Here is a 24757-nt window from a genome sequence, read left to right on the forward strand (position 1 = left end):
GGCAGGGCGCCTTCAGGTCCAGCGAGCCTCCAATTCGTCGACCTCCCTGATGCCTGCATGTCCCCGAACGTTCAGCTGCTGACCCGCGAGCCGGAGCCGAAATTGCGACCCAACCAGCGCGCGAAGCGCTTCCTCGAGCTCAAGTTGCGCCAGGGCCTGTCCCAAACACCGGTGTTCACCATCGCCGAAGACAGGATGCCACCGGGGGCGTTCGCGATACAGAGAGAACCGCTCCGGATCGGGGAACGCTTCGGGATCGCGCAGCGCTGACATGGTCGACAGTATCAATACATTGCCGGCAGGGATAACATGCTGATCCAATTCGATGTCGGCCACAACCAGTCGCGGAATGGAGGCTACGGCAGGCTCGAGTCGTAGTGACTCCGCAACGGCAGGAACAATCAGAACTCTCATCCTCGCGTAGCGCTTCCCACAGATCTGCCCTTTCGAGAAGCAACCCGGCCTGGATGACGATGGCGGCGCGTGTCGTATCGGTTCCACCAAGAACAATGGACACAAGCTGCATGATAGCCTCGATCGCGGACATGCTTGCGTCCTGATCGACGCAAGCGACATATTCGGATATGAAGTCGCCTCTCGGCGATTTGCGCCTGTCAGCGATCAGATCTGAGCAATAGGCCTCTAGCTCGCGCGCGGCCACCTCAATACCCGGAATGTCCTCGGCAGTCCAAGAGGTCGTCAATATCTTTGATACACGATAAGCGATCGACGTGAACAAGGGGACATCGGCAGGATCTATGCCAAGTATTCCGGCAAGCGTGATCGAGGGTATCGCCGACGCATAGTCATCGCGCAGCCTTAGCTTATCGCCATCCAATCTGCGGCTTGCAAGATCCTCTGCGAGCAGCCGTACGTCTTGGCGAATGCCCTCCATCATGCGAAACGAAAAGCACTTCGCCAGCGGCTGTCGTCTACGTCGATGGGCCTCGTCGTTAGAAAACAGCATGCTGTTTGAAACAAGATCCATAATCGGCCCATCAGTGATTCCGCGCCCCTCAAGCCATTGAGTCTCAACCTGTTTTGTCCTTGGATCTTTTACCAGTGCGCCAACGTCGGCCGCGCGCAAGACAAGGTAGGCGCCGTCCTCCCGCCGCAAGAAAGGCAAAGACGGGCGGTATGTTGCGAAAGTGTGGTGAGGCTTGGCGTTTAAATCGGCAAAACACAAGGTCGGGGGGGTGACGGACGGCATCATATCAGTTCTGGTCAACGGCGGATCCTCATTGGCGAAAGCGCTATCGTGCCGTCTGCACCCCATAAGACCGTTTCAATTTTTCCAGAAGCCGTTACAAATGTCACAAGTGATCGCTGACTGGTGAATAGTCCAAGGCTCCATGCTTCGCTTGAGTGCCTGTCGCTACGAACACGTCGACGAGCCGTTGCACCTCTCCATCGGCTGAAGACGCGGGCACGACATTGGCAATGGCGCATCTCCGATCAGGGCAAAAGCTACGCGTTCTTCGCATTCGCAAGATTATGCTGAGAACTCGCGACTAGGCCTTGATGGGACGTCATCCACTGGCGCGAAGCGTCTTCTGAAGCGGTTCGACCGCACCGGGCAGGCAGGGAGGAGTTCGCTGGATGCGTGCCTTTCGCGAGCCAGTAGCGTTGAGCGTCAGCGCTCACCAAATCAGTTCATAGTTTTGCAAGAGTATCGGCCACAGGGCGCGCGTCGCAATGACATAGGCGCACCCGACAATGACGATCGCTGCAGCAAACACCAGGCAACAGGCCAATTCAATCAGTAAAACGGGCTGGAAAAGCCCCCGGAGGACGCCACCTTGCGCATCCTGTTTCCTGAGGGAGGATTGGTGGATGGCATGGTCGGCGCCTTTCGTCTCAGCCGCTTCCGGTGCGGAGGATAACAGTTTGCCGTCGCGGGCGATCAGCCTGATCGACGTTAGGGCCCTAGTTTCTCGTGACATGGATCGATCGATCAGCTGAAGACTGTAGGTCACGTACCGGGGAACGCACGCCACCCTGAGACAAACGCTGCAGGCGACCAGCCTTGACGAAAGAATCCACCAGCTGCTTTTCGGCAGCGAACGGATGGCCCTCCCAACCGATATGGCCAAAACCTGCTATGACCACCTCGTCGTTTGGATAGCTGTCGAGCACTTCGCCGATCACGATAATGCCACTGCTCGGCACAACGTAAGGTGCCGGTTCCAACGTCGCAAGCGCCCGGTCGACGGCATCATGAATACGTTGGCTCACGATTCGATGGAGCTTGTCGGCGCCAGTGCAGAAGTCGCCAAACAGGTCTGTATAGTCGTCGCAGAAATCATCGAGTTCCGGATGGGAGACGGCAAGCGGCGCGCGCATGGCCGCGAACTTTTCGAGGTCCCGCACGCTCCAGATTTCAGAGGCGTCGACGATGCCCGGATGGGCGCGCCAGCTTCCGGAGCCGAGCATGGCCTTCGCCGGCCGGCCGGTGTTGCAGACCGCTACCGCATCGGTACGTGTGCCGCCGGGGCCAAAGGAACGACAATCGTTGAAGCGGATGACGAAGTCGGCAGCGTCGATGATGTCCGCTCCTCCTTCTCCTACCTCGCCGTTGCCGACGATCATGATTGTTCTGCTCATTGTCCCAAACCCTGCTGCCGGTCGATAGCTTTCAGGGTTTCGGTTTCAAAAGCATGTCCACGTTGCCCTTCCCGATTTCATTTGCATTCAAAGGTCTGGCCCCGTCTGAAATGGACGCTTTGGGGAGGCATTACGCGATCTGGAATGAGGCTGGCGAAGCGGCGATAGGGCGGCCCCTTGCAGCTGTCGAAAATCATAGATCGCCTTCGAGCGATGGCCCGGCGTCAGGGGGGTGGTTGCTGGCATTCCTGCCGTAACGGTCCGTCGCACCGCGGCAATCGTCGCGCCTCGATCGGCTTGCCCTCTACGCGGTCGGGTTCAGCTGCAGACGCTTGCCGGCTGATCCGTTTTCGCTCCACGGGCGTCGCCGGTCAGGGTGGGCGCGCAAGCGCCATGGAAGAGCGGTTGAATTGAAATTCGCCTTCCGGATTACAACGCTAATCATTGAACGCTTGATTGTAACGCTTGCGCGAAGCGCGAAGGTTTAAGGTTTTCATACCTCGCCTGGGAGACAAACATTTGGAACAACATGCTCGCAGTCCTGATCGACCATCCTGAGCGCGCTAGATTCTCTCGCTTGCCTATGTTGGCGTCCATTTTCAACGATTTCTGCAATCACGATGACCGGCATGATGTCTATGGCATCGCGCTCGATTCTGCGAACGGTATTGTTGCCTGTCCCAGAGCGTCTCGATCCCATACGCGAGCTCGCAAGGGACGTCGTCTTATCGTCGGAGGCCCGTTACGCGTGAAGACCAACCGAGCATCGACATTACGGCATGGACACAGAAGCCGGTATCCCAGACTGGTAGTCGTCAATCGAGAATTGCTTTCCGGTGACAAGCTCACCTACGAGCCGCGGCAATTGGTTCCCGGGAGCAGGAACGGTCAAGCCGATCTTATGGCGTTTCGCGTGAGCGAATTCTTGATGTCCCTGGCCACCGGCCTAGCAGTGGTTATGGCGAGTATCGTTTATGGTCTTCTCCATGATTGGCTGCTGGGCTGACTTGAACCTAGCCGACTTCCCGGGTGGCAAAGAATCATAACCTATCAAAAATGGCTTCCCTCGGGCAGATCGAGTTGGCCGGCTGCCGGCGGAATAGCTAGCATTCCTTCCAAGAGCCGTCTTGACCGAAACAGCGCGACCGATCACAGGGCCCTCGCCATTCACTCCAGTTGAAATCAAAATACCTTGCTTCTGAAACGAGCGAGCAACACGCCAAAGCCATCAGTGTAACTGCGGTCGGCGCCGGCGTTGAGTGATGCAGGTTATCGTAGGCTCGCGTCGCGCGCCGAACACTGTGAGCGAGAGCAACAATCGCAGCGGGGACCGGAATCTGGCGATGCCGACGGGAGGCTAACAGCGCTGTGGAGGATCTCAGGTCACGAAGTCGATCTCCGCCACCGGCGTCCGTCACGTCGCTCTTTACAAGCCTGCAGAACGCAAAACCATCACCCTTGTGACTGCAGGTCCATCAAGACTTCAGCCGATGAAAGCTGCGGTCGCTTCCTGTAATTTCGCAAATATCGGAGAACCAATATGCTCGGGCGTTTCCTTGTGACTGCCTCTTTTGTCATTCTATCCAGTACTGCGTCGGTTCATGCCACCGAAATCGGCACGACCGTGGAGACACCGTGCCCGTTTGGTGATTGCGCGGCAGGAATTTCCCTCTCCTATCTGGGCGAATTCGTCATGCCGGCCGACTACATGGAAAATGGTACTTCCTTGGGCGGCATCTCAGGACTTGATTTCGTCGCCGCTACCGGTCGCTATATCGCCATCAGCGACGACCGCTCCGAGAAAGCTCCTGCTCGCTTTTTTGATCTTGATATCGATGTAAGCGCTTCCGGGCTGACCGGCGTGACGGTCGGAAATCGTGTCGTGCTGAAGGATAAGGACGGCCAGCCCTTCGCGCCCCGCAATGTCGACCCGGAATCCATTCGGATCGGCGGGGACGGCGCCTATTGGGGCAATGAAGGCGACGCGAAGACCCTCGCGTCCCCATTCGTTCGCGTGACCTCTCCCGATGGCGCTTTCGTGCGAGAGCTGAAACTGCCCGACGGGTTCGCACCGACGTCCGACAAGTCGGCCGGTATTCGCGACAACCTAGGTTTTGAAGCTCTGGCCGTCGCACCATCGGGTGACGTATTTGCCGGACTTGAAGCCGCACTGTTTCAGGACGGGCCAAACCCGTCACTCACGACTGGCAGCTTGTCGCGCGTCATCCACTACGACGGCACGACTGGCGAGCCGAAGGCCGAGTACGTTTATCCGGTCTCGCAGATCCCGCAGGTCGCTACGAAGGCCGGCGGCGGCAACGACAATGGTTTGTCGGAAATGGTTGCCCTCGACGACCATCGTCTGATTGCCGTTGAGCGCAGTTTCGCGCAGGGCTTTGGCAACAACGTCAAGCTTTTCATGATGGATCTGGCGGATGCAACCGACGTTTCCGGCATCGCATCGCTTGCAAAGAGCGACGAGCGTATCGTGCCAATTCGCAAAAGCCAGATTCTCGATCTGCGCGCCATCGGCCTGACCCCGGATAACATCGAATCCATGGCCATCGGCAAGGCGAAGGACGGCACCGATGTCTTGATCCTCGCTGCGGATAACAATTTCTCGGGTTCGCAGAGAAACCAGTTCTACGCCTTCCTGATCAAGCGTTCACCCCGGTAAGCGGCATGTGTAGGCGCCGATAGATTCTCGCCCATGCATCGATCTTGCCTGCCTCCCGGCACCTCGCCTTTTCGGGGAGGGGGAGATTGGACTGCAGAACCGGATCTCGATTGACTACGCCGGCAGCATGCCCAAGCATGCTGCCGGCGTTTTGCCGTCGCCGATCTGCCTTCGGCAGGCATCGAGCAACGATGGCGTTCCAAGCTGCTTGCTGGAACGGAGCGCACGGTGCTTCCTGGCGCGGCCTTCAAAGGCGTTTCTGACGTCGATGTCGCAGTTTTCTCTTGCCGTCCTGCTTTCCGGGCGCACTCACTTACGCATGCGATCTGGTGCGCTGGCGGCCAGGCGATTCAATCTGCTTCATGCGTGGCGCATCCAAACGGCGACATCGGCCGAGAACGTCCGCTAAATCCATCAATACCCGTCTCTGTCAAATCCGGTCTGCTTGCGCCATCCGTATTTCAAATGACGTCATTTTCATTCGATTGCTCATTCTGAGATAGCCGACGCCCGTGAAGCTGATCAGCGCATCCGGCCGGAGCATAGAATTGATACGTCTGAGAGGATAATTCATGTCAAAGAGATTGTTCGCAATCCTTTCCATCGCTGCATCATGCGTGATTGCAGATCTGACCGTTAACGAGGCCGTTGCCGCGTCTTATGACAGAGCGTCGAGCGCTGTCGAAGTAAGCTATCGGGACACGGAACGAGGCTACTGGAACGGTTATCGCGGTTTTCGTGCCAAACGCTTCGGCTATCGGAAGGGCCCTGACGGCTACTGGTATCCGGCAAAAGCCTTCGGACGAGGTGGCTATTCCTATCAACCAAAGCCGTTGAGGGGCGCTTGCAACCTTGGTTTCAGGCCGACCAACGGACCTCATAACTGCAATTATTAATCGCATTAACAAACGCGGCCGGAGCGGCGAAGCGCCGGGATCCGGCCGCGAATTTGATTTGGAGCATTCGGAAGCAGACCGGCGTGAGCCCCGTTTCTCCATAGCGACGGCAATCGTCCGCTGACTTAGGGAATCGAATTTCACCTCGACCGATCGACGAGACCTTCGCTCTGGCCGAGCGAGAGTAGGCTGGCGCTGAAACGCACGTCTTCCTCCGTCAGCCAGTAGGCTTTCCGAAGACGGAAGCATGACGGCGGTTTAGCACCATAGCAATGCCCCAGCCTAGGGCCCAGCCGAATATCACGTCGCTCGTCCAATGCTCCCCAACAAGCACTCGCGAGAGGCAGATCGCTATAGCAGCCGCGAGGATAGGAATTGTCGCCTTGGGAAAGCTCATGGCCAATGAGCAGCCTATGGCCGCTGCCAAGGTGGCTTGCGCAGAAGGAGCGGAGGCAAACATGTCCTGCGCCGCGAAAGGTTGAAAGTGAAAGGGATCCAGGGAGGCTTCGTTCGGCCTGGCACGGCCGATAATGCCTTTGAGAAGCGTGGCCGCCACAATGGCCAAGATGCTGCGCGTAAGAAGGCTCGTCGTCAGTTCGAACGGGCCTCCAAGACCGAGCATGCGAAAAATTCTCCCGGCGATGAAAGCACCTATCACGAGGGGAAGGATGACGAGCGGATCAGTCAACGTGGAAATCCAGCCAGCGGAGCTCCTTATCCAACCCGGAAGAGCGGGAACCATCGCCGCAATTGTCATGTCGGCTATCACGGCGGTCAACGCTGCGAGTACGAGAAACCCGAGCGCAGTGGCGACCATCTTCAAGTCAAGGCCTGTTTTAAGCCAGCAGCTGCGTTTGGTTTTTTCCAATTGCGGGCATTTTGTCAAAGTGCATGTCGTGCCTTCCATTTGATACCTACGACGACTGTGCCGCGTCGCAATAATTGCGGCCGGTCGATAGCGCGACAGGCACACGGGGAATGCCTTGCGCCGGCGCCCATGTCGGTGCCGCGGATTTTTGTGTCTTTCCATATGCCGGTCAGGCGTGTTCGCCACCAGTCGCAGCACAGTTCACGTACCTCTAAAGCGTGCGACGATCTTTCCGATTGGCTTTCCACGCTGCAAGCCTTTGTTTTTCGCATGTCGTGACCGCAGAACCGCTGTGCACTTTGGCGCGACATGCTTTAAGCCACCGCAAGGTCGAGACGGTGGCCTTTATCGATCTCGCCGAAAGCTTTGATATCGAGGTTTAAGCCCGCGTCTGCCGCACCATCTCGCCACGCGTTCGATCTGGGGGACGTGTGTGAACAACACGGGTGGCAGAACGCGGCGCCCGGAGGCGCCGCGACTTTCGATTCTAGAACTTGTAATTGAGGCCAACACGGAACAGATGGCCATCGTTGTTGAATTTGGAATCGTATCCCCCGGCAACGCCCGTGCCCGGAATGGCCTGAACGTTCAGTTTTTCCTCGCCGAGATCATAGTAGAGATATTCAGACTTCAACGAGATCTTGCTTGTCACCGCATATTCAACACCTGCGCCGACGGCGTAGCCGACGTTCGTTTCGGTCTTCTCACCAGCGAACTGTCGAACGCCGTTGGGGGCCAACATATCCACGCTCATCGTGCTCCTGCCGTAAGCGAGGCCCGCAGTGCCGTAGAACAAGGTGCGATCGAGGGCATAGCCCACGCGGCCCCGCACGGTGCCGAGATAGTCGAGCTCGGAGCGGAAAACGTTACCTTGAGCAAGGCCCGTATTGATCTGCGGCGTCACGATGTTTCGATCGTCATCGAGGTCGGTGAAGGAAATATCTGCTTCCAGGCCGTAAACGAAAGAGCCGGCTTGCCAGTTGTAGCCGACCTGACCTCCGCCAAGGATTCCGTTACGGTCCAGATCTACCGATCCCGGGCGCGCACCGGTTGCGATGTTAGCAACATTTGGCCCGAGCTGTCCCTCAGAGGAAATGTCTCCATCACCGCCAAAGCCATAGCCTGCATTGACGCCGACATAAAAGCCGCTCCAGGAGAAGGTGCCAGGCGCTTCGACGGAGGGCGCCGGAGCCGCTTCAAAAGGGTCTGCAGCGTTTGCCAGGGAGGAAGCGGCCAAGATGAAGGCCAACGTCAGACTTACAGTTTTGTTACGCATTGCAATATCCAATCTTCTTATCAGAATCGAGGGAAACCGGCTGGCACTTGTGCAGCAGCTGAGAATGAGCCTCTCATGCCGTCGGGTTGATCGGCATTTTGGCCGCAATTCGCTTTCCATCCTCACCAAGCTTGATGAAGACGGTCGATGGTTGAGCGAAGCGCGTGAGCTGTTGGTTTCGAGACGGCGTGGAAACAGCTAGATTTGTAACAATGTGCCGGCGGCAGGTTATTCCAGCTTGATCGCTGCCGAGCCGCAGCGCTTCACGCTATGCACTCCACCGAGGGTCGCCGGTTTGGCACCGACAGCGAAGCGACGAGACAGCAGCGCCTCACTCGGTGAAGCTCCAAACCTGACTGCGAACGGCCCTGGTTTTGTGGTCGCCGTTCTGATGAGGGCGTAGCGGGCCGATGCGGATGCCCGCAGTTCCCTTGTATGACGGGCAAAGATCCAGCGCCGTTACAAATTAAACGGCCCTCTCAGATACAGCAATCGTCACGCAACGTTCGACCTCGACTGCTTCACAAGCGAACACTCAAAAAATGAGCAGGCTTGCAATTTATTCGAGGAGAGAGACAGCATGACAAGGCGTTTTACCGGATCCCTCAACAACGACCGGCTGCAGATTTCATCCGACGAACTCGAAAAAGCGCTGCTGCACGAACTTCGTCTTCCACCCGCCGCAGGCAACAATGACGAGAATTCCGCCGGTTCAGGAACGAACTGCGTCCCGTCGAGACAATTCCGGCGAGTTGAGCAGAAGGGCAGTTCGGCAGATGCGCAGCAAAAGGAGGACAGGCAGCGACTGCTGCTCGAATGCGCCGCAGCCGCCTTCCTATTCTGCGTCGTTGTCGTCTTCTTCTACGGTCTGCTTTTGGTCATAGAACAAGCGTTGCCGCTTCCGATTTTTCAGAAATTACAGTTTTGACGGTGGATCGGGCGAGCGGTCGATACCAATCCTTCGATCGATGATATACAACCGGTAGCGTGGACAGGTTGCGGGACCCGTTGCTCGGCATGGCCTCGCCGGGAAACTGAAGAAGCTGCAGCGTATTTATGGAGAAGACAAGCGCGCCGTTCGCAGACGTGGTGGCCGCAAGCGGGCTTCGGGAACGCGGTATCTGATTGCACTAGCGAATGCCGGAGCCTCGACTTGGCAGCGCGTTACTCGTTGAACGGTGGGACGGTGGGTGCGCCAAGGATCGGGTGCTAACGGTGATGGCTGTCTTCAGAAGCTGCCGGTAGATACGAATTCAATGGCAATACATTCCGGTCGGCAAGCCGTGAGCTGGGATATTCCCCGACGAGAAGCTCGACGCAACACTGTTCCGATGGCTGGCGCGCACGCAAGGGCCGAGATCGTTCTATCTTGCACACAGCGAACCGGGTCTTCGCCGGGCCGCATCTTTGCCTGCCGCTCTCAACGAAGGCTATCGAAACAAGTTTCGAGACGGCAAATTGTCGGAGGAAACGCAGGTCAGGAGCATGAGAAGGACCACCATATTATGCGATGGTCCTTCCTGGCGCATCGTGGGACCAGGTGCCACCAAGCAATCGGCGGCGCTAAGTCTACCCGGCAGATCGCTCCTTTTGGTTCGCCGAACCAACAGCTTGTCCACGGGATCAAAAGGCTTGCGATCGTGGAGAAGCGGGAATCGAAAAGCGGAGTCTTTTAACGTCAAAAATCGGTTTTTACGTTGACCCAGAGCCGGTTGAGAAGCCTTTGCTGATGTGAATTGTAAGGAGATATGGAAAATAGCTTCGCCATCGTTTTTTCAGGCGGATATACTGCCGGATTGCCGGTAACGATTTCGTCGATCAACTTTTGAGAGGCTAGATTCCCATTTGCGTATTGAACATAGTTTGACGCCTTGGCAATCACATCCGGCCGCATGAGATAATTAATGAAGGCATGGGCTTCATCGACATTCTTCGCATCCCCCGGAATGGCGAGATTGTCAAACCACACATATGCCCCTTCCTTCGGCACGACGAGTTCGATTTTTACCCCGTTCTTCGCTTCAGTCGCGCGAGCCTTGGCTTGAAGGATATCGCCGGACCAGCCGACCGTAAGGCAGATGTCGCCGTTGGCAAGGTCGTTGATATAGGCCGAGGAGTTAAACGTGCGAACGTAAGGGCGGCTCTTGCGGTACAAATCCGCCGCCGCTTCCAGGTCGGCAACCAGCTTGCTGTCAGGATCTTTTTCAAGGTAGTTCATCGCAAGCGCGATGGTCTCATCGGGGGCATCCAATATGTTGACGCCGCAGTCCTTTAGTTTTGAAAGGTATGCCGGCTTGAATATGATGTCCCAGCTATCGATGGGCGTGTCGCCAAACACAGCCTTAAGCTTGTCGGCATTGTATCCGATGCTGGTGGTTCCCCACATATAGTTGACCGCATACTGATTGCCGGGATCATATTTTGCGAGACGATCGTTGATTTCCGGCCAGAGGTTGGCGAGATTGGGAAGCTTGCTCTTATCGAGCTTTTGAAGAGCACCGGCCTCGATCTGCCGGGCAAGGAACGGGCCACCAGGGACAACTACGTCGTAGCCTGAACCGCCTGCAAGAAGCTTTGTTTCCAAAATGCCATTATCATCGAAAACATCATAGACCACGTTGATCCCGGTTTCCTTGGTGAATTCCTCCAAGATGTCCGGATCAATATAATCTGACCAGTTGTATACGTGGACAACTCTCTCACTCGCCATCGATTGAGGTGCCAATCCGAGGGAGACAACCAAGCTGGCTGCGATATGGGTTGCGACTTTCATGCTTACTCCGCTTAAACGTTGATAGAAGGCAGACCCGAAGGTGTCTGCTACCAATCCTCAGCCTGTCTGCTGGCCGTTTCTGAATGATGTGAAAGCAGCGCCAAGCAGTTTCATTTGCAGCAAGGCTCGGACCAGGCTGGTGCTGCGCCGAGAAGCGATCGCACAGCATTGTCGGTTTGCGGCAATGAACAGGAATGTGCGCTGCGGGCTCCCCCCGAAAGGGCTCTGCATGGTGTCGAGTACATGCAGAGAACCCGGGGAGCGCCAATCCACTTGTGCGCCATGGTGCCCATTATGCGCTCGCAGCGTCATCGCTCGGGCAGCATACGAAGGGATCGAGAAATGGAAGGCGGTTCCTTTGCTGGGCGAAAGCGGGTTGCAGCATGCGTTTTTTCCGCACCGTCACGCCGATGTCCGCTTCGTATCTCTTGCCTTGTCAGGAGGACCTCGAACCTCCTTCGAGCAGTGATGACGCCCTCGCGCTTGCTAACGTCGCCATCCTCGGATCCAGTTCAGGACGGACGTCATCGCACCATGGGGGTTTGGTTCGTCGCAGCTTTCGTTCAAGATGCGCTGCTGCTCCGTTAAACTTTCAGGCGTGACATGCCATGCGAGACCGAAGAGTGCAAAGCCTCGCGCATAACATTTTTCGGCTGGCGGCGGGCTTGCAGATTGCTCCTCTGAAGGCCAGACAAGTTTTAGCTGCGGCGGTCTCTTGTTTGTCGTTTTTCGACGCTGATGTTCGGGCATGTGGGAACTCCATGGTCCCCAACCGTCTCCCAGCGATGTTTCAAGCCGATCACAAAATTGACTGAAAGCTTTCAGTTGCAACAGGATCGGCACGCGAGGATCTGCGCGATCAAAACCAACCGATAATTTTGGGTCCCAGGGTCATGCATTCTGTGTTCGTTGGCTCAGCAATACGCTCGCCGCGTCCGGGGTGGTAACCGCACATCGCAAACTGGCGGGCCGCCTGAAGCTCTTTTTCAGAAACGCTTAGATCGCTCGGAACGGGACCATCCCCACGCGCGCAATATGCACTTGTTCTTGCGCCGGGGATTGCGATTTCCCCCCGGTGGAGGCAGGCGCCGCTTGCCTAGGGATGAGTTACATCTGATACGAAATGGCATGATTCTATCATATCGATCAGAAGAAAAGGGGGGAGGATAGACGACGATCAAGTAACGATGGACTTAAAATGGACCAGTCCGAGACTCCTTGCGTGCGGGCATTCTACCATTCGCTCTCCGGAGCGGTGCAGTACGTGGTTTCAGATCCCGCCACCAGGGAATGTGCGATTATCGATCCGGTCTTGGATTTCGATATTGCATCAGGTCGCTTTCACACGGGCAGTGCCGATGTTCTTCTTGACTATATCTGCGCCAACGCCCTTCGAACGCGATGGATCCTGGACACACATCCTCACGCCGACCACGTTAGCGCAAGTGGCTATTTGAGCCAGGTGACCAAGGCTCCCACGGGCACCGGCAAAGGCGTGCTGAAAATGCAGCGCCTCTGGAACGACATCTTCAACATTGGCAGCCTTCGAACAGATGGCTCTCAGTGGGATCGATTACTTGATCATGGCGATACCATAAACATCGGCAGACTTACACTCACGGCATTTGCTGCGCCAGGCCATTCTTCATGCTCTGTCACCTATCTTATCGGCGATGCTGCATTCATCCATGACACGCTGATGATGCCGGATAGCGGTACGGCGCGCTGCGATCTGCCGGGAGGCAATTCCAATGCGCTTTGGCATACGATCGAGGCGCTCCTGAGCCTTCCGCAAGATACCAGACTTTTCATCGGTCACGACTACCGTCCGAACGGTCGCAAGGCTCGATGGGAAACATCTGTAAGAGCACAATCAGAAACGAATATCGATCTCGTGGGGAAGGATCTGGCGTCGTTTGTGGCCCTGAGAAATCAGAGAGACAAGCGATTGCCATTGCCGCACCTCATGCTGGCGGCGCTCCAGATCAACCTTGACGGAGCGCGGTTGCCTTCGACCGATCGAATATTCAACGGTCATCCAGACGTTGGCCCAGGGACCAATCAGCGACCCGCAGGCGGCTGAGCTCTCGATATGTCTCGAATTAAGCAAGACGGAAACGGCTAGGCGAAAATCGAAAGGCGATCCTGCTGATGTCTTCGCGGGCAGCCTGAGTGAGGCTCAAACGGGCGTTCTGGCCATGACATCATTGCTTGCTTGTTGATGAAACAGTGCAAAAACACAAATGGCTGCCGCGGTCAACGCCTGCCGAGAACTGGCTGCTAAAAAATTGAAAAAAGCCGAATTGTACTTGGAGCATCATCCGTCATGCGACCTGAAAGCTGCCTGATTCATCGCGCGCACAAGATGAAGGCGCACAGTCCCCTACAAGCTATCTGTCGGCACTAGCATGAAAAAAGACCCACATCGCAGTCAAGCCCCCGACGTCGCTGGCGTCAAACCGGTCGCATCAAGATTCGTCCAGCTATCGGATCTTCACGAACGCTGGACAGTGTGGGACCGCAATGCCCGAATGCCGGCTATATTTGGTCGCGAAGTATGCACTGGTTTAAGTAGAAAAGCAGCCGCCGAAATGTGCAAAATCCTAATTGAAATCCATGGAGCCTCGATCCCGTAACCATCGGCGAAGACACGAAGCGGTGACGAGAATTTTCGAGAATTGACCGTGATAGGGTCAGTATGCGCCGGATTATCGTCCGAGGCAGTCGCTCACAGGAATTCGCTTCAGGAATATTACAAAAGCAAGCGGAATTTCTCATAATAAAATCGAGCGGCAACATTATTCGCTTATGTCTCGTCTCGCTTGTGTTCGATTACGAGGAAGACGATGACAAAGTATAAGCTCGAGTATATTTGGCTCGATGGGTACACCCCGGTACCGAACCTGCGTGGCAAGACGCAGATCAAGGAATTCGATAGTTTCCCGACGCTCGAACAGCTCCCGCTCTGGGGCTTCGATGGTTCGTCGACGATGCAGGCTGAAGGCCGCAGCTCTGACTGCGTGCTGAAGCCGGTTGCCATCTATCCCGATCCGGCCCGCACCAACGGTGTGCTCGTCATGTGCGAAGTCATGATGCCGGATGGCGTGACACCGCATGCAAGCAACGCGCGTGCGACCATCCTCGACGACGAGGATGCCTGGTTCGGCTTCGAGCAGGAATATTTCTTCTACGAGAATGGCCGTCCGCTCGGCTTCCCGGAGAGCGGCTACCCGGCTCCGCAGGGTCCTTACTACACCGGCGTCGGCTACTCGAATGTCGGTTCGGTTGCCCGCGAAATCGTTGAAGAGCACCTCGACCTCTGCCTCGCTGCCGGCATCAACCACGAAGGCATCAACGCCGAAGTGGCCAAGGGCCAGTGGGAATTCCAGATTTTCGGCAAGGGCTCCAAGAAGGCCGCCGACCAGATCTGGATGGCGCGCTACCTCCTGCAGCGCCTGACCGAAAAATACGGCATCGACATCGAGTATCACTGCAAGCCGCTCGGCGACACCGACTGGAACGGTTCGGGCATGCATTGCAACTTCTCGACCAAGTTCATGCGCGAAGTCGGCGGCAAGGCCTATTTCGAAGCGCTGATGGCGCAGTTCGACAAGAACCTGATGGACCACATCAACGTTTACGGCCCCGACAACGACAAGCGTCTGACCGGCAAGCACGAGACGGCTCCGTGGAACAAGTTCTCCTACGGCGTTGCTGACCGTGGCGCCTCGATCCGTGTTCCGCATTCCTTCGTCAAGAACGACTACAAGGGCTACCTCGAAGATCGCCGCCCGAACTCCCAGGGCGACCCCTACCAGATCGCTTCGCAGGTTCTGAAGACCATCTCGGAAGTCCCGATGTATCGACAGGCAGGCAGGTTGACGTCAACAAGCTGAACGCATCGATTGCCCTGCTTCGAGCTCGGGGTATCGACTGCAATCCAACAACGCTCGCGGCGCAAGCGGCAAATTGGCCATGAAATACCATGGCCAATTTGCCAGATGGACGTCGCTTTCCCGTAGGTCGTCAGGCATTAACGGCCTATGGCAACAAGGGGGACAGCCTCGGCGTCCCCCTTGTTTGTTGTCGCGCATACTTTGAGACAGTTTTAGCTGCCTCCTCATCGTCTCAGCGATGTCGTTGGTCGGGTCATGAGCACGCATGGCTCATGACGAGAACATTTTAGAGATGAACTTGTCGTTGTCGACAAGCGCGGCTTTATGTTGAAACCTGTCGCAATAAGGCTGCGCCCGAAGGTCGAGACCGCAGGCGATTGACGGAACGTTGATCGCCCGCCTCCCGAACCGGAACGCCTTACCTTGGCGATACCCGACCATCGGGCGCTGCTGCTCGTTGGCAATTGACATCCTACTTTCGGAAACGCCCAGTACCTCTTTGCGTCCGTTGATAGGCCTGACAAACGCGCTCGTTAAACTGGAAAACGGCGAAGTTGACCGGAAATACGGCTTCTGCACCTGCCGGATTTTTTCGGCGAACACTGCCAGGAGTTACCACAATATGCCTGTGTCGCAGAGGGCACATAGGCAAGGGCCATGAATTCGATTACAGCGAGCTCGCGCAATTCACCTCGCTTCCTATCAACGCAACGAATAACGCCAACGTTGCAAACGCTCTCGACGCACTCGACCTCATACAACCACCGAGCGATCGAACGCTCACAGTATACATACGGTAGGGGGCCTACTACAGCAGACCGATGCAGTTCTGCATGCTCCCCGTGACAACGGCAAAGTGCCTAATCGGGCGCTACGAGCTCGATGGCTTGGCGCTTCCAGGAAAAAGGCTCCCTGAGTACACGGTTGGCTTGATCTGGCATGAACGTGGTCACCGTGACGAGATGCATACTCGTGCACGCAACATCTTATCCTCCTTCATCGCTAACGAACAGCTCGGTGAAGATCGGCACCCGCTTCTTTGTGAGTGAGACATCGGACTTCGGCAAAAGGCCGGCTTCGGTGAGCGTTTAAAGAAGCGTGGAATCAACCGGTACCTTCAAAAATGGCCTCCCGTCGTGCGATTTGAGCGGAGGTCGGCCGCCGTTCAGATTGACCTGTAGTGCGAGAAGCATGAGGTCGGGGAGCGGCAATGTGGCGTCCCTCGATTTACGCCAAGCGACGAAATCGACCGCGGAGCGCCCGACAAGGTGGCAATTTTCCCGCTGCTCATCGATCGAGCATTCCCAGGCAGCAATTCGACCTTGCGGCGGATAGTCGTGCCCGACCATCAATCGCACCTGTTTGGGAAGTGCCATGATGGCGCAGATCGTCTGCCAGAGTTCCTCGGCGCATCCTCCCGGAAAGTCGGCTCGAGCTGTCCCCACGTCAGGCAAGAAAACGGTATCGTTTACGAACGCCACGTCTTCATTGTGAAGGATGATCGATGCGAGCGTATGACCTGGTGCATATGCGACCGCAAGGTCGACACCGCCGATGGTGATCGTGTCGCCATGGCGAAGCAACCGGTCCCATTGTCGTCCATCGACGGCCAGTTCCGGCAGATCGTAGCGCTCCCGCCACATGTGCTGAACGATACTCACCCGTTCTCCGATTGCCGTCGGCGAGGCGGTGCGGTCTGAAAGATAGGCCGCCGCCGACATATGATCGGCATGAGGGTGAGTATCGATAATCAATTCCACTTTCAGTTCATGCCTCCAGACGAACTGAAGCAGTTCGTCTGCGCTAACGGCGCTGAATGTCGCCGAGCCTCTGTCGAAGTCGAGAACCGGATCGATGATGGCGCACGCGCGGCTGGCAGGATCCCAGACGATGTACTGCACCGATCCCGTCGGCTGATGGAATATGCCGTGAACGTTTGGTCGCATCAGTCTCCCGCCGCGATAAGATATTGGTGATCATTGCACTGGTGCCGCCCGCCTGTAGTCATCAGCCCGATGTCGTCCCCCAGGTCCGAAGAAGTACGAATGTGACGCGAGGTGCCTCCGCCTGCCGCTTCAAGGACTAAAAGCAATTGGCAGGCGTTTGGCTTGTCGCGCCGAAGTCGAACCGCTGGTCCGCCGTAATTCCATTGACATCGACATTTGCGGATGAACCACGACGGGAGTACTCCTTCGTCAGCCTCACTGTTTCGACATCGCCAAACTTGTTGCAGTCGATATCGCCAGTGTTTCAAATTTCTGCCTGTCTATTACAGAAGTAGTTGAGACCTTGGCATGTGATCCCAATCGTGCAAATGCAAGACCAGCCTGACCGACAGCGGCAGACCGCCATCAGACCGATGGCCAACCTGCCTCATAGTGACGGCCACTCAGTCATCAGGCGCTGACGACCATCGGAGACTGAGGCGGCTTGCGCCGCCCCACAGAGTTTTGCGTTTACTTCGAGGCAGCCTTGGCAGCCTCGTCAATCGTGTCTGCGATGGCCTTCGGCTGCGTCATGAACAGCGCATGGCTCGCTGAAACCTTGGTTATCTTCGCGCCGATCCGCTCCGCCATATGTACCAGCATCTTCTGGTCGAAGGCTTTGTCTTCGGTCGCAATCACCGCCCAGCTTGGCTTCGTCCGCCAGGCAGCGTTGGTGAGCTTTGTACCGAAAACTGACATATTGATCGGAATCTGCGAGTCCCGCATGAAAGCAACATCTGCATCGCTTACATCATTGGCGAAACCAATCTTGAAATTCTCAGGCTTTACGTATCCAAAACCATCCTTAGTGGTTTCGATTACGAATTCGGTCTGCGGCGCAAAACCTTCGTATTGCTGGCCAGTCGTCTCGCCAGCATCGGGAGACAGGGCAGATACATAAACGAGGCCGGCGACCTTCGGATCAACGCCAGCTTCTGTGATGACCGTTCCACCCCAGGAATGTCCAACGAGAATAACTGGCCCCGTCTGTCGTTCCAGAGCCCGGTTGGTGGCCGCAACGTCGTCAGCAAGCGATGTTAGCGGGTTTTGCACAATAGTGACTTTGTATCCCCGCTCAGTAAGATCGTCATATACTGAGCGCCACCCGCTGCCGTCTGCGAATGCACCATGAACAAGGATGACGTTCTTGACGGCTTGGGTTTGCGGAATTGTTTGTGCGCTTGCCGTGTCGATGACAACAAGAGCGCCGATCGCAGCCAAGGCGCCAATCAATGCGGTATTCATGAACCTTCTCCTTTTGTATCGCAATAACGTTTATTGCGATAATTAATATCTAACTGCACGCTAAAAACCTGTCAAGCCATTATTTATCGCGATATTGTTTTTCGCGACTTTAGCGCATATGCTGGGCTCGAAGGAGCACTCAATGCCTAAGATTACAGACGACAAACCAGTCCCCCTCGACGACCAACTTTGCTACGCGATTTACTCGGCAGGCATCGCGATCCAGCGCCTCTACAAAACCCTGCTCGATGACCTCGGGCTCACCTACCCGCAATATCTTGCACTCAACGTCCTATGGCGATCCGACAACCAATCCGTAGGCGAGATTGCCGAGAGCCTCGAACTTGAATCCAGCACCATAACGCCGATACTTAAGCGCCTTGAGGCCGCCAAGCTGATCAAAAGGACCCGCAATCCTGCAAACGAGCGACAAGTCTTCGTCGCCCTGACGAGCAAGGGACGAGACCTGGCATCGCGCGCAGGATGTCTTGGCGATGAACTCCTGGCTGCCTCTGCGCAGACGTCGGCGCAACTTGCGACACTTAACGAACAAGTGAGGCATCTACGGGAGGCGCTCTACAGCCACATGAGCGATCGCAATTCGCCAGCGTGAGCGGGCACGAAGGCGCTCGCTGTCACTACATCGACGGAGGTCCAACCCGAGACAACCGAGAAACCAATGTGACGATCAACATGTTGCCTCAAGCGCCCGTGAAACTATCATTGTGATCGATGGCATCCCGACGATGAGGGTTGCTTCTGGCGATGCCATATCCGCAGAGGTTTTCCTGGCTCCCTGCAAGTGAAAGCCCACCCGATATCAATCACGTTCAACACAAGAGACGCACGTGGCGCCGAAAAATTAGCATGCGTTGCTCCTGTTTTGCGGACATGAGTGGCGTGGCGAATCATTGCCAGCAAGGCGGCGGGTGCGAGTTGACGGTTTTAAGGTCCCTTATATCCCCCGATCTCCGCCTTGAGATCCGAAGGCAGGGCATCGACTTCGCACGTCCTGCCCAGTTTTACGCGCAGACGAAATTGGGCCGCCAATAATTTGCAGTAGTGCTCCCGTCGCAGATCTCCACCTCGCAACTCGGCGACATGGATCAAGGTTCTGAGGAGGTGACATGATCTCGGATCTCCGTAATTTTCCATTACAAACTACGACACAACGCGCGAAAGGTGCTTTCTTACTTGCGTTTTATTTGATCGAAGTTAGGTTCAAATCCACCGATTTTCCGACGGACAAGCATGCAGAACAAGAAAAAAATGAAAGAATCTTCCGAGGATCCCCTTGACCGGATCGATCTCAAAATCCTGCGTGCGCTTCAATCTGAAGGTCGCCTGACCAACGCGGACCTGGCCGAAAAGGTCAATGTCAGCGCCGCCACCTGTCATCGGCGCACGCAACGACTGTTCGAGGAAGGTTTCATCACAGGCGTTCGCGCCGAAGTCGCGCCGGCGGCCATCGGGCTTGGCGCACTGGTGATGGTTGGAGTGGTCTTGGATCGCTCGACGCCAGAGAGCTTCGCAGAGTTCGAGGGTGCCGTCATGGTGATGAAGGAGGTGCTGGAATGCAACCTCGTGGCCGGGGATTTCGACTACCTGCTGAAGATAAGGGTGCGGGACATGGCCGATTTCAACAAGCTCCATGGTCAAAAGCTGATTGCGCTTCCGGGCATTCGACAGACGCGGACCTTCTTCGTGATGAAGGAAGTCAAGGAAAACGCGAGATTGCCGTTCTAAGCGTGTCGATCCTTATTGGATCGGCAGGGAAGGGCGCCGGCCTGTTTTATTGAAAGGTGAGTTGCATGGTGTCTCCAAATGTCCAAGCTCACGCATGCGGTCGTTCTTCAGCCCAGTCTGATTATTCTCCCGAGCTTAACGCACACGCGCGTGTGCGGCCACGGTGCGTATGATCTCCATGCGGCGTCAAGCTTGTCGACAAGCGTAAGCGCAAGAAGTCCGGAAAGCTGTGTCGACGCCGTCGGCGATCGTTTTAGATACCTCAGCGCTCGCTCGTAAATGCCGGTGAGCAAATTGGCGGTCCTATGATCGCAAAGGCAACTGGGTGTCACCTTAAAAACACCTGCTGCGCCGCCTCACGACGGCGCCAAGGTGTTGGCGCAATCTCCATTGATCCGAGCCGCGTCTCCCCTCCAGTTTCAGGAGCGGATCGCCCGCTATTCGACTTGAGCGGCTTTAACCAGTACTGCGCCCAGCCGGTTGTTGCCGCTTCCGGTCAACCGAGACATCGTGGGACTGTCGCCGCTTTCGAAGCGCGGCCGATGATGAGTGCCCTTGCGAGGTTCGCCTTCCGCAAATTCCAAATGCAACATTTCCCTGCGGTCTGGACATTAACGCGACACGCGGCGACGCAAGTTATGCCACCACAGTATGCCGAGACTTCATGGAATTGGGAACACAGGCTGTGAAAAAATATCGCCCGACTATGCCAACATCTCCAATAAGAAAAATCAGCAATGCCAATATATCCAGCGCAATCCGTTCCTTTCTGTCGAAGGTACGCGGGCTTGAATTTGCAGGCCCTGCTGCCCTCTATTTTTCTCCATATTATCCGCTTCCCCAAGATCTCGTTTCAGGCAACGTCGATGGATACGACACGGTGGCGGACGAAGTTCCGAAACTGCCGCCGAAATGAAAGCGTGGCCGGCGGCATTGATATTCGCTGCCAAACGCCAATGAGCATACGTCAGGTTATCCCGACGCTCAGCGTACAGAGCAGGACTGCCCATTCGTTCGAGAGCCCGGCCTGCAGCTGATAAACAAGGTAGGATAAGTCACATGCCAACCAACGAATTGAGTGCCGCAATGAAGCCAGACGTGATTGAGTGGCGGCGTTATCTCCATCAAAATCCAGAGCTTCTTTACGATGTCCACCAAACCGCTGGTTTCGTCGCCGATAAACTTCGCGCATTTGGTTGTGACCTTGTCGAAACTGGCATTGGGGGTACAGGGGTGGTCGCCCTGATAAGGGGTGCACATGGCGAAGGATCGGTCATCGGACTGCGAGCAGACATGGATGCTCTCCCAATCATAGAAAGCAGCGGCAAGCCATGGTCATCCAAAGTTCATGGCAAAGCCCATTCGTGTGGGCATGATGGCCATATGGCCATGCTACTCGGCGCCGCGCGACACCTGGCTGAAACCCGCAACTTCAAGGGGTCGGTAGCGGTGATCTTTCAGCCAGCCGAGGAAGGAGGGGCGGGCGCGCTTGCAATGGTTGAGGACGGACTGATGGAAAGATTTGAAATCGAACGTGTCTTTGGCATGCACAACGAGCCGAAAGTGCCGGTCGGTCATTTTGCAATCAAGGGAGGCGCCATCCTGGCGGCGGCCGACACTTTTGAAATCACCATTCATGGCCGTGGGGGCCATGCAGGTCAGCCTCATCTTTCGATAGACCCGGTTCTAGTCGCTTCGCATTTGGTTGTCGCTTTGCAGTCCATCGTCGCCCGCGAAACAGATCCTCTGCAAGCGATGGTGATCACGGTAGGTTCGATAAATGGGGGCGATACGCACAACGTAATTCCCAGCATCGTTAAACTTACAGGCACGGTGCGGACCTTGCGGCCCGACATGCGCGATCTTGCCGCGCGGCGGCTGCAGCATGTTGCACAGTTAATCCCGACCACTTACGGCGCGAGGGCGGAGGTTGAATATAGCCGTGGTTACCCTGTCACATACAACCACTCTACGGAAACGAACTTGGCAATAGAAGTTGCGCAGTCGGTTGTAGGTGACGAAAATGTTTGGGTTGACATCGAGCCTCGTATGGCTGCCGAGGACTTTTCCTACATGCTTGAAGCACGGCCAGGAGCAATGATGATTGTAGGCAACGGCGACACGCCAAGCCTGCATCATCCAGCGTATGACTTCAATGATGAGACAATCCCATACGGGATCTCTTACTGGGTAAAGCTTGCCGAAACCGCACTTCGTGTCTGAAGGCACCCGGGGTTCGGGGCATGACCCAGGCGCTGCACGACCTCCACGAGCGGGTACCGTTTACCGAGCGAGCGCAACGAGCTTGGTGGCTGTGTGCGTGCCCCTCGAACGGGTTGACTACCGCCAGCAGCGCAATGTCGCCGCCCCCAGTATCGAACCGTCGGGCGACACCTGCGAACATCGAAGTTCAGGCACGCATCTGTTCCGTCTTTAGGAACAGCGCCGTTCCCCGAAACCTTGGGGAAAAGGACCTGGTGACTGTAGTGATACAAGACAGAGGAGGCAACGGATGCGATGCCCGAACGATCCGACGGCTAATAAAGAAGTGGCCTATCTTCGACCCGTCGGCGAACCAGTTCGTGATGCCGGCATGGACGGCATTTCCGTGAGCAATCGCCAACCGCTGCTGACAGAGCAAACTTCGGCAACAGCGAAAACGCTGCTGGGCCAGACAGCCGGCTCCAGAGTCTCCGTCAAGCAGCACTCCCATCGGGGTGAGCGGAATTCAAACGAGGAAGAGGATTTGTGGCGCCTTGGTGTCGCAGCAGCGGTGCTGTTCGGCATTGTTGCGATGTTTTACCTCGCTGTTTTCACGATCATCACCAGGTCTGCTCCGAAGTATATCGAGTGGCTGCCATTGTCGGCTTGGCCGGTGCCCTGAGTGGCGCCGGCTCCGCCAGGCAGCCGTCCGCAATCCGGCGCAAACGGTCTGCGCGGTGTTCCTGCGTAGACGGATCTCCATGGTAAGGCCGGCAAAACAGCTCGGAATTAGCGACATCGGATCGAACGTCGGTTTTCGAAATACTTCTGTAACATGAGTTTTCAATATATTTCCGGCGGCATCCAGAAGTGACTGACGAGCACCGATAAACGGTGACTTTTCAGCCGCACGGTTGTGGCGTGTATTTGTTGGAAAAGGATAGACATATGAGCTTGCGCATCAACGACATCGCTCCCGATTTCACTGCCGACACCACCCAGGGCCGTATCCAGTTTCATGACTGGATCGGCAACGGTTGGGCGGTTCTCTTCTCCCACCCGAAGAACTTCACGCCGGTCTGCACCACCGAGCTCGGCACCATGGCCGGCCTCGAGGGCGAATTCGCCAAGCGTGGCGTCAAGATCATCGGCATCTCCGTCGATCCGGTCGAAAGCCACGGAAAGTGGAAGAACGACATCAAGACGGCAACCGGCTTCAATGTCGAATATCCGCTGATCGGCGACAAGGACCTGAAGGTCGCCAAGCTCTATGACATGCTGCCGGCCGGTGCCGGCGAAAGCTCCGAAGGCCGCACGCCCGCCGATAACGCCACCGTGCGCTCGGTCTTCGTCATCGGCCCGGACAAGAAGATCAAGCTGATCCTCACCTACCCGATGACGACGGGCCGCAATTTCAATGAAATCCTGCGCGCTATCGATTCCATCCAGCTGACCGCCAAGCACCAGGTCGCGACGCCGGCCAACTGGAACCAGGGCGACGACGTCATCATCACCGCTGCCGTCTCCAACGAGGACGCCATCGCCCGCTTCGGATCGTTCGATACGGTCCTGCCTTACTTGCGCAAGACCAAGCAGCCGGAGGCCTAACCATAAAACGGGCCGGCGACGCATTCGTGTTGCTGGCTTGTCTACCATCCGATAGCCGGTGAGTTCGGCTCGGTCGGAGCGATGCAGGTTTGTCTCTGAACGTTCGAACTCGCTTGGCAGCGATAATGCGATCTGCCAACGAGCAACTATCATGCCCATCGCTGGCATGGAACGGTTATCTCAGTCGGAGAATGACGCCGCTTCCTACGTCATATCGGCGAGGTGAAGAAGCCGTCCCTGGGAACCTTGAGGCATGCGGTTACAGATGTAGTCGGAGGCGGTCGTTCTAAGTTCGTGTCGTAACCGGACGGCCGGAATCTCCCGATGTTGATGCTCAAGGCGAAGGGGGCTTTTTGGCATGCCCGCGCCTCGTCGAACACCAACACATTGAAGAAGGGACGGAAATGAAAATCAAATTGCCTGCTGTGGCGATTACGCTCGTTGCTTGTGTCGTTTCGAGCAATGCAGCGGCCGGACGCTATATGCCCCAAACCGATTATTCCTTGTTGCAATATGTAAGTAAGGACGACGGTGTAACCATCATCTTCATTAAAAATAAGCGTTCTCGAGATGATGTGCCACGTCGCTATCGCAACCCGTCACGTGAAATGATCGCGTTAGCGCAAAGTGAAATTCGAACGAACAGATGGCTACGGGCAATTCTGGTCTCCAAGCGTGTTCAGCTCCACAATGTTGTCGCTATCGAGACCGCTTTGAACGGTGGCAAGATCGTCTATATTCGCTAGCCGCATATCCTGCTCGAAGTCGACATTGCCAAGTGTAAGGATAGCACGTGGCGATGTTGGTCAGGACTGCCGGGCTGAGTAAGTTCTTCTTTGCTCTAAGAGAGCATCGTGAGCTGATCGAAGATACCCACAGCGCGCGCGGGTATCGCTTAACGATGCGGTCGCACGCGCTTGCCGGATCTATCGGATTCGCAGTGACGGCCAACATCAACCGGTCGAGGTCCGTCCATAGGTA

21 protein-coding genes are annotated in these 24757 nt (G+C 56.2%); 12 read left to right on the forward strand and 9 right to left on the reverse strand.

Annotated elements, in window-relative coordinates; genetic code table 11:
• Window positions 1-12: 12 nt before the first annotated feature.
• The 3 genes from ACR9ZQ_RS00350 to ACR9ZQ_RS00360 form a co-directional block, all read right to left on the reverse strand.
• Window positions 13-576 carry a cytochrome P450 gene (locus tag ACR9ZQ_RS00350; RefSeq protein ID WP_481426506.1) on the reverse strand — a complete coding sequence of 188 codons (564 nt, stop codon included), beginning with the start codon at window positions 574-576 and terminating at the stop codon, window positions 13-15.
• A gap of 1064 nt (window positions 577-1640) precedes the next feature.
• Window positions 1641-1943 (reverse strand): hypothetical protein, encoded by a 303-nt coding sequence (locus tag ACR9ZQ_RS00355; protein WP_481426507.1) that lies wholly within the window; start codon window positions 1941-1943, stop codon window positions 1641-1643.
• Entirely contained in the window at window positions 1927-2589 is a 663-nt protein-coding gene (locus ACR9ZQ_RS00360; RefSeq protein ID WP_481426508.1) for a Urease operon accessory protein, read from the reverse strand. The genes ACR9ZQ_RS00355 and ACR9ZQ_RS00360 overlap by 17 nt, the downstream gene beginning before the upstream one ends.
• 1555 nt (window positions 2590-4144) lie before the next feature.
• Here ACR9ZQ_RS00360 and ACR9ZQ_RS00365 point away from each other — a divergent pair.
• Together ACR9ZQ_RS00365 and ACR9ZQ_RS00370 are read left to right on the forward strand one after the other, a co-directional pair.
• Window positions 4145-5281 (forward strand): esterase-like activity of phytase family protein, encoded by a 1137-nt coding sequence (locus ACR9ZQ_RS00365; RefSeq protein WP_481426509.1) that lies wholly within the window; start codon window positions 4145-4147, stop codon window positions 5279-5281.
• A gap of 572 nt (window positions 5282-5853) precedes the next feature.
• The gene (locus ACR9ZQ_RS00370) at window positions 5854-6177 is read left to right on the forward strand and encodes a hypothetical protein (RefSeq protein WP_481426510.1); all 324 of its coding nucleotides are present in this window, start codon (window positions 5854-5856) and stop codon (window positions 6175-6177) included.
• Window positions 6178-6394: 217 nt separating this feature from the next.
• On the opposite strand, the gene ACR9ZQ_RS00375 is transcribed toward ACR9ZQ_RS00370, so the two are convergent.
• Together ACR9ZQ_RS00375 and ACR9ZQ_RS00380 are read right to left on the reverse strand one after the other, a co-directional pair.
• Window positions 6395-7084, reverse strand: coding sequence for a phosphatase PAP2 family protein (locus tag ACR9ZQ_RS00375; protein ID WP_481426511.1), 690 nt, complete (start codon window positions 7082-7084; stop codon window positions 6395-6397).
• Between the two features lie 448 nt (window positions 7085-7532).
• Complete coding sequence (locus ACR9ZQ_RS00380; protein ID WP_481426512.1) at window positions 7533-8333, reverse strand: outer membrane protein; 801 nt, start codon at window positions 8331-8333, stop codon at window positions 7533-7535.
• A 568-nt stretch (window positions 8334-8901) separates the two neighbouring features.
• On the opposite strand from ACR9ZQ_RS00380, the gene ACR9ZQ_RS00385 reads away from it, so the two are divergent.
• The gene (locus ACR9ZQ_RS00385) at window positions 8902-9249 is read left to right on the forward strand and encodes a hypothetical protein (protein ID WP_481426513.1); all 348 of its coding nucleotides are present in this window, start codon (window positions 8902-8904) and stop codon (window positions 9247-9249) included.
• 750 nt (window positions 9250-9999) lie between these two features.
• Here the strand turns inward: ACR9ZQ_RS00385 and ACR9ZQ_RS00390 are convergent.
• Window positions 10000-11094, reverse strand: a complete 1095-nt coding sequence (locus ACR9ZQ_RS00390) for a polyamine ABC transporter substrate-binding protein (RefSeq protein ID WP_481426514.1) — start codon at window positions 11092-11094, stop codon at window positions 10000-10002.
• A 1198-nt stretch (window positions 11095-12292) separates the two neighbouring features.
• Between ACR9ZQ_RS00390 and ACR9ZQ_RS00395 the strand changes: the two genes are divergently transcribed.
• The gene (locus ACR9ZQ_RS00395; protein WP_481426515.1) at window positions 12293-13177 is read left to right on the forward strand and encodes an MBL fold metallo-hydrolase; all 885 of its coding nucleotides are present in this window, start codon (window positions 12293-12295) and stop codon (window positions 13175-13177) included.
• A 763-nt stretch (window positions 13178-13940) separates the two neighbouring features.
• Window positions 13941-14990 (forward strand): glutamine synthetase beta-grasp domain-containing protein, encoded by a 1050-nt coding sequence (locus tag ACR9ZQ_RS00400; RefSeq protein WP_481426516.1) that lies wholly within the window; start codon window positions 13941-13943, stop codon window positions 14988-14990.
• Window positions 14991-15260: 270 nt separating this feature from the next.
• On the opposite strand, the gene ACR9ZQ_RS00405 is transcribed toward ACR9ZQ_RS00400, so the two are convergent.
• The 3 genes from ACR9ZQ_RS00405 to ACR9ZQ_RS00415 form a co-directional block, all read right to left on the reverse strand.
• Window positions 15261-15593 carry a hypothetical protein gene (locus tag ACR9ZQ_RS00405; RefSeq protein WP_481426517.1) on the reverse strand — a complete coding sequence of 111 codons (333 nt, stop codon included), beginning with the start codon at window positions 15591-15593 and terminating at the stop codon, window positions 15261-15263.
• A 485-nt stretch (window positions 15594-16078) separates the two neighbouring features.
• On the reverse strand, window positions 16079-16936 hold the full coding sequence (locus ACR9ZQ_RS00410) for an MBL fold metallo-hydrolase (protein ID WP_481426518.1): 858 nt from the start codon (window positions 16934-16936) through the stop codon (window positions 16079-16081).
• 510 nt (window positions 16937-17446) lie between these two features.
• Window positions 17447-18220 (reverse strand): alpha/beta fold hydrolase, encoded by a 774-nt coding sequence (locus ACR9ZQ_RS00415; protein ID WP_481426519.1) that lies wholly within the window; start codon window positions 18218-18220, stop codon window positions 17447-17449.
• A 142-nt stretch (window positions 18221-18362) separates the two neighbouring features.
• Between ACR9ZQ_RS00415 and ACR9ZQ_RS00420 the strand changes: the two genes are divergently transcribed.
• The 7 genes from ACR9ZQ_RS00420 (at window position 18363) to ACR9ZQ_RS00450 (ending at window position 24522) form a co-directional block, all read left to right on the forward strand.
• Window positions 18363-18833: a MarR family winged helix-turn-helix transcriptional regulator gene (locus ACR9ZQ_RS00420; RefSeq protein WP_481426520.1), complete on the forward strand. Its 471-nt coding sequence runs from the start codon at window positions 18363-18365 to the stop codon at window positions 18831-18833.
• A gap of 656 nt (window positions 18834-19489) precedes the next feature.
• Window positions 19490-19966, forward strand: coding sequence for an Lrp/AsnC family transcriptional regulator (locus ACR9ZQ_RS00425; protein ID WP_481427255.1), 477 nt, complete (start codon window positions 19490-19492; stop codon window positions 19964-19966).
• A gap of 664 nt (window positions 19967-20630) precedes the next feature.
• Window positions 20631-20882, forward strand: coding sequence for a hypothetical protein (locus ACR9ZQ_RS00430; RefSeq protein WP_481426521.1), 252 nt, complete (start codon window positions 20631-20633; stop codon window positions 20880-20882).
• A 143-nt stretch (window positions 20883-21025) separates the two neighbouring features.
• Complete coding sequence (locus tag ACR9ZQ_RS00435; RefSeq protein ID WP_481426522.1) at window positions 21026-22189, forward strand: M20 aminoacylase family protein; 1164 nt, start codon at window positions 21026-21028, stop codon at window positions 22187-22189.
• A gap of 289 nt (window positions 22190-22478) precedes the next feature.
• A complete protein-coding gene (locus tag ACR9ZQ_RS00440) occupies window positions 22479-22850 on the forward strand; it encodes a hypothetical protein (RefSeq protein ID WP_481426523.1) in 372 nt (123 codons plus the stop codon).
• A gap of 266 nt (window positions 22851-23116) precedes the next feature.
• Window positions 23117-23776 (forward strand): peroxiredoxin, encoded by a 660-nt coding sequence (locus ACR9ZQ_RS00445; RefSeq protein WP_481426524.1) that lies wholly within the window; start codon window positions 23117-23119, stop codon window positions 23774-23776.
• Between the two features lie 404 nt (window positions 23777-24180).
• On the forward strand, window positions 24181-24522 hold the full coding sequence (locus ACR9ZQ_RS00450) for a hypothetical protein (RefSeq protein WP_481426525.1): 342 nt from the start codon (window positions 24181-24183) through the stop codon (window positions 24520-24522).
• Window positions 24523-24757: the final 235 nt, after the last annotated feature.

It is taken from the genome of Rhizobium sp. KNZ14-9A (assembly GCF_056755015.1).

Excerpts from the sequence above, each read along its gene's own strand:
- ACR9ZQ_RS00350 (WP_481426506.1), bottom strand. The coding sequence starts at position 576 with ATGTCGCTTGCGTCGATCAGGACGCAAGCATGTCCGCGATCGAGGCTA.
- ACR9ZQ_RS00355 (WP_481426507.1), bottom strand. The coding sequence starts at position 1,943 with ATGTCACGAGAAACTAGGGCCCTAACGTCGATCAGGCTGATCGCCCGC.
- ACR9ZQ_RS00360 (WP_481426508.1), bottom strand. The coding sequence starts at position 2,589 with ATGATCGTCGGCAACGGCGAGGTAGGAGAAGGAGGAGCGGACATCATC.
- ACR9ZQ_RS00365 (WP_481426509.1), top strand. The coding sequence starts at position 4,145 with ATGCTCGGGCGTTTCCTTGTGACTGCCTCTTTTGTCATTCTATCCAGT.
- ACR9ZQ_RS00370 (WP_481426510.1), top strand. The coding sequence starts at position 5,854 with ATGTCAAAGAGATTGTTCGCAATCCTTTCCATCGCTGCATCATGCGTG.
- ACR9ZQ_RS00375 (WP_481426511.1), bottom strand. The coding sequence starts at position 7,084 with ATGGAAGGCACGACATGCACTTTGACAAAATGCCCGCAATTGGAAAAA.
- ACR9ZQ_RS00385 (WP_481426513.1), top strand. The coding sequence starts at position 8,902 with ATGACAAGGCGTTTTACCGGATCCCTCAACAACGACCGGCTGCAGATT.
- ACR9ZQ_RS00390 (WP_481426514.1), bottom strand. The coding sequence starts at position 11,094 with ATGAAAGTCGCAACCCATATCGCAGCCAGCTTGGTTGTCTCCCTCGGA.
- ACR9ZQ_RS00395 (WP_481426515.1), top strand. The coding sequence starts at position 12,293 with ATGGACCAGTCCGAGACTCCTTGCGTGCGGGCATTCTACCATTCGCTC.
- ACR9ZQ_RS00400 (WP_481426516.1), top strand. The coding sequence starts at position 13,941 with ATGACAAAGTATAAGCTCGAGTATATTTGGCTCGATGGGTACACCCCG.
- ACR9ZQ_RS00410 (WP_481426518.1), bottom strand. The coding sequence starts at position 16,936 with ATGCGACCAAACGTTCACGGCATATTCCATCAGCCGACGGGATCGGTG.
- ACR9ZQ_RS00415 (WP_481426519.1), bottom strand. The coding sequence starts at position 18,220 with ATGAATACCGCATTGATTGGCGCCTTGGCTGCGATCGGCGCTCTTGTT.
- ACR9ZQ_RS00420 (WP_481426520.1), top strand. The coding sequence starts at position 18,363 with ATGCCTAAGATTACAGACGACAAACCAGTCCCCCTCGACGACCAACTT.
- ACR9ZQ_RS00425 (WP_481427255.1), top strand. The coding sequence starts at position 19,490 with ATGAAAGAATCTTCCGAGGATCCCCTTGACCGGATCGATCTCAAAATC.
- ACR9ZQ_RS00430 (WP_481426521.1), top strand. The coding sequence starts at position 20,631 with ATGGAATTGGGAACACAGGCTGTGAAAAAATATCGCCCGACTATGCCA.
- ACR9ZQ_RS00435 (WP_481426522.1), top strand. The coding sequence starts at position 21,026 with ATGCCAACCAACGAATTGAGTGCCGCAATGAAGCCAGACGTGATTGAG.
- ACR9ZQ_RS00440 (WP_481426523.1), top strand. The coding sequence starts at position 22,479 with ATGCGATGCCCGAACGATCCGACGGCTAATAAAGAAGTGGCCTATCTT.
- ACR9ZQ_RS00445 (WP_481426524.1), top strand. The coding sequence starts at position 23,117 with ATGAGCTTGCGCATCAACGACATCGCTCCCGATTTCACTGCCGACACC.
- ACR9ZQ_RS00450 (WP_481426525.1), top strand. The coding sequence starts at position 24,181 with ATGAAAATCAAATTGCCTGCTGTGGCGATTACGCTCGTTGCTTGTGTC.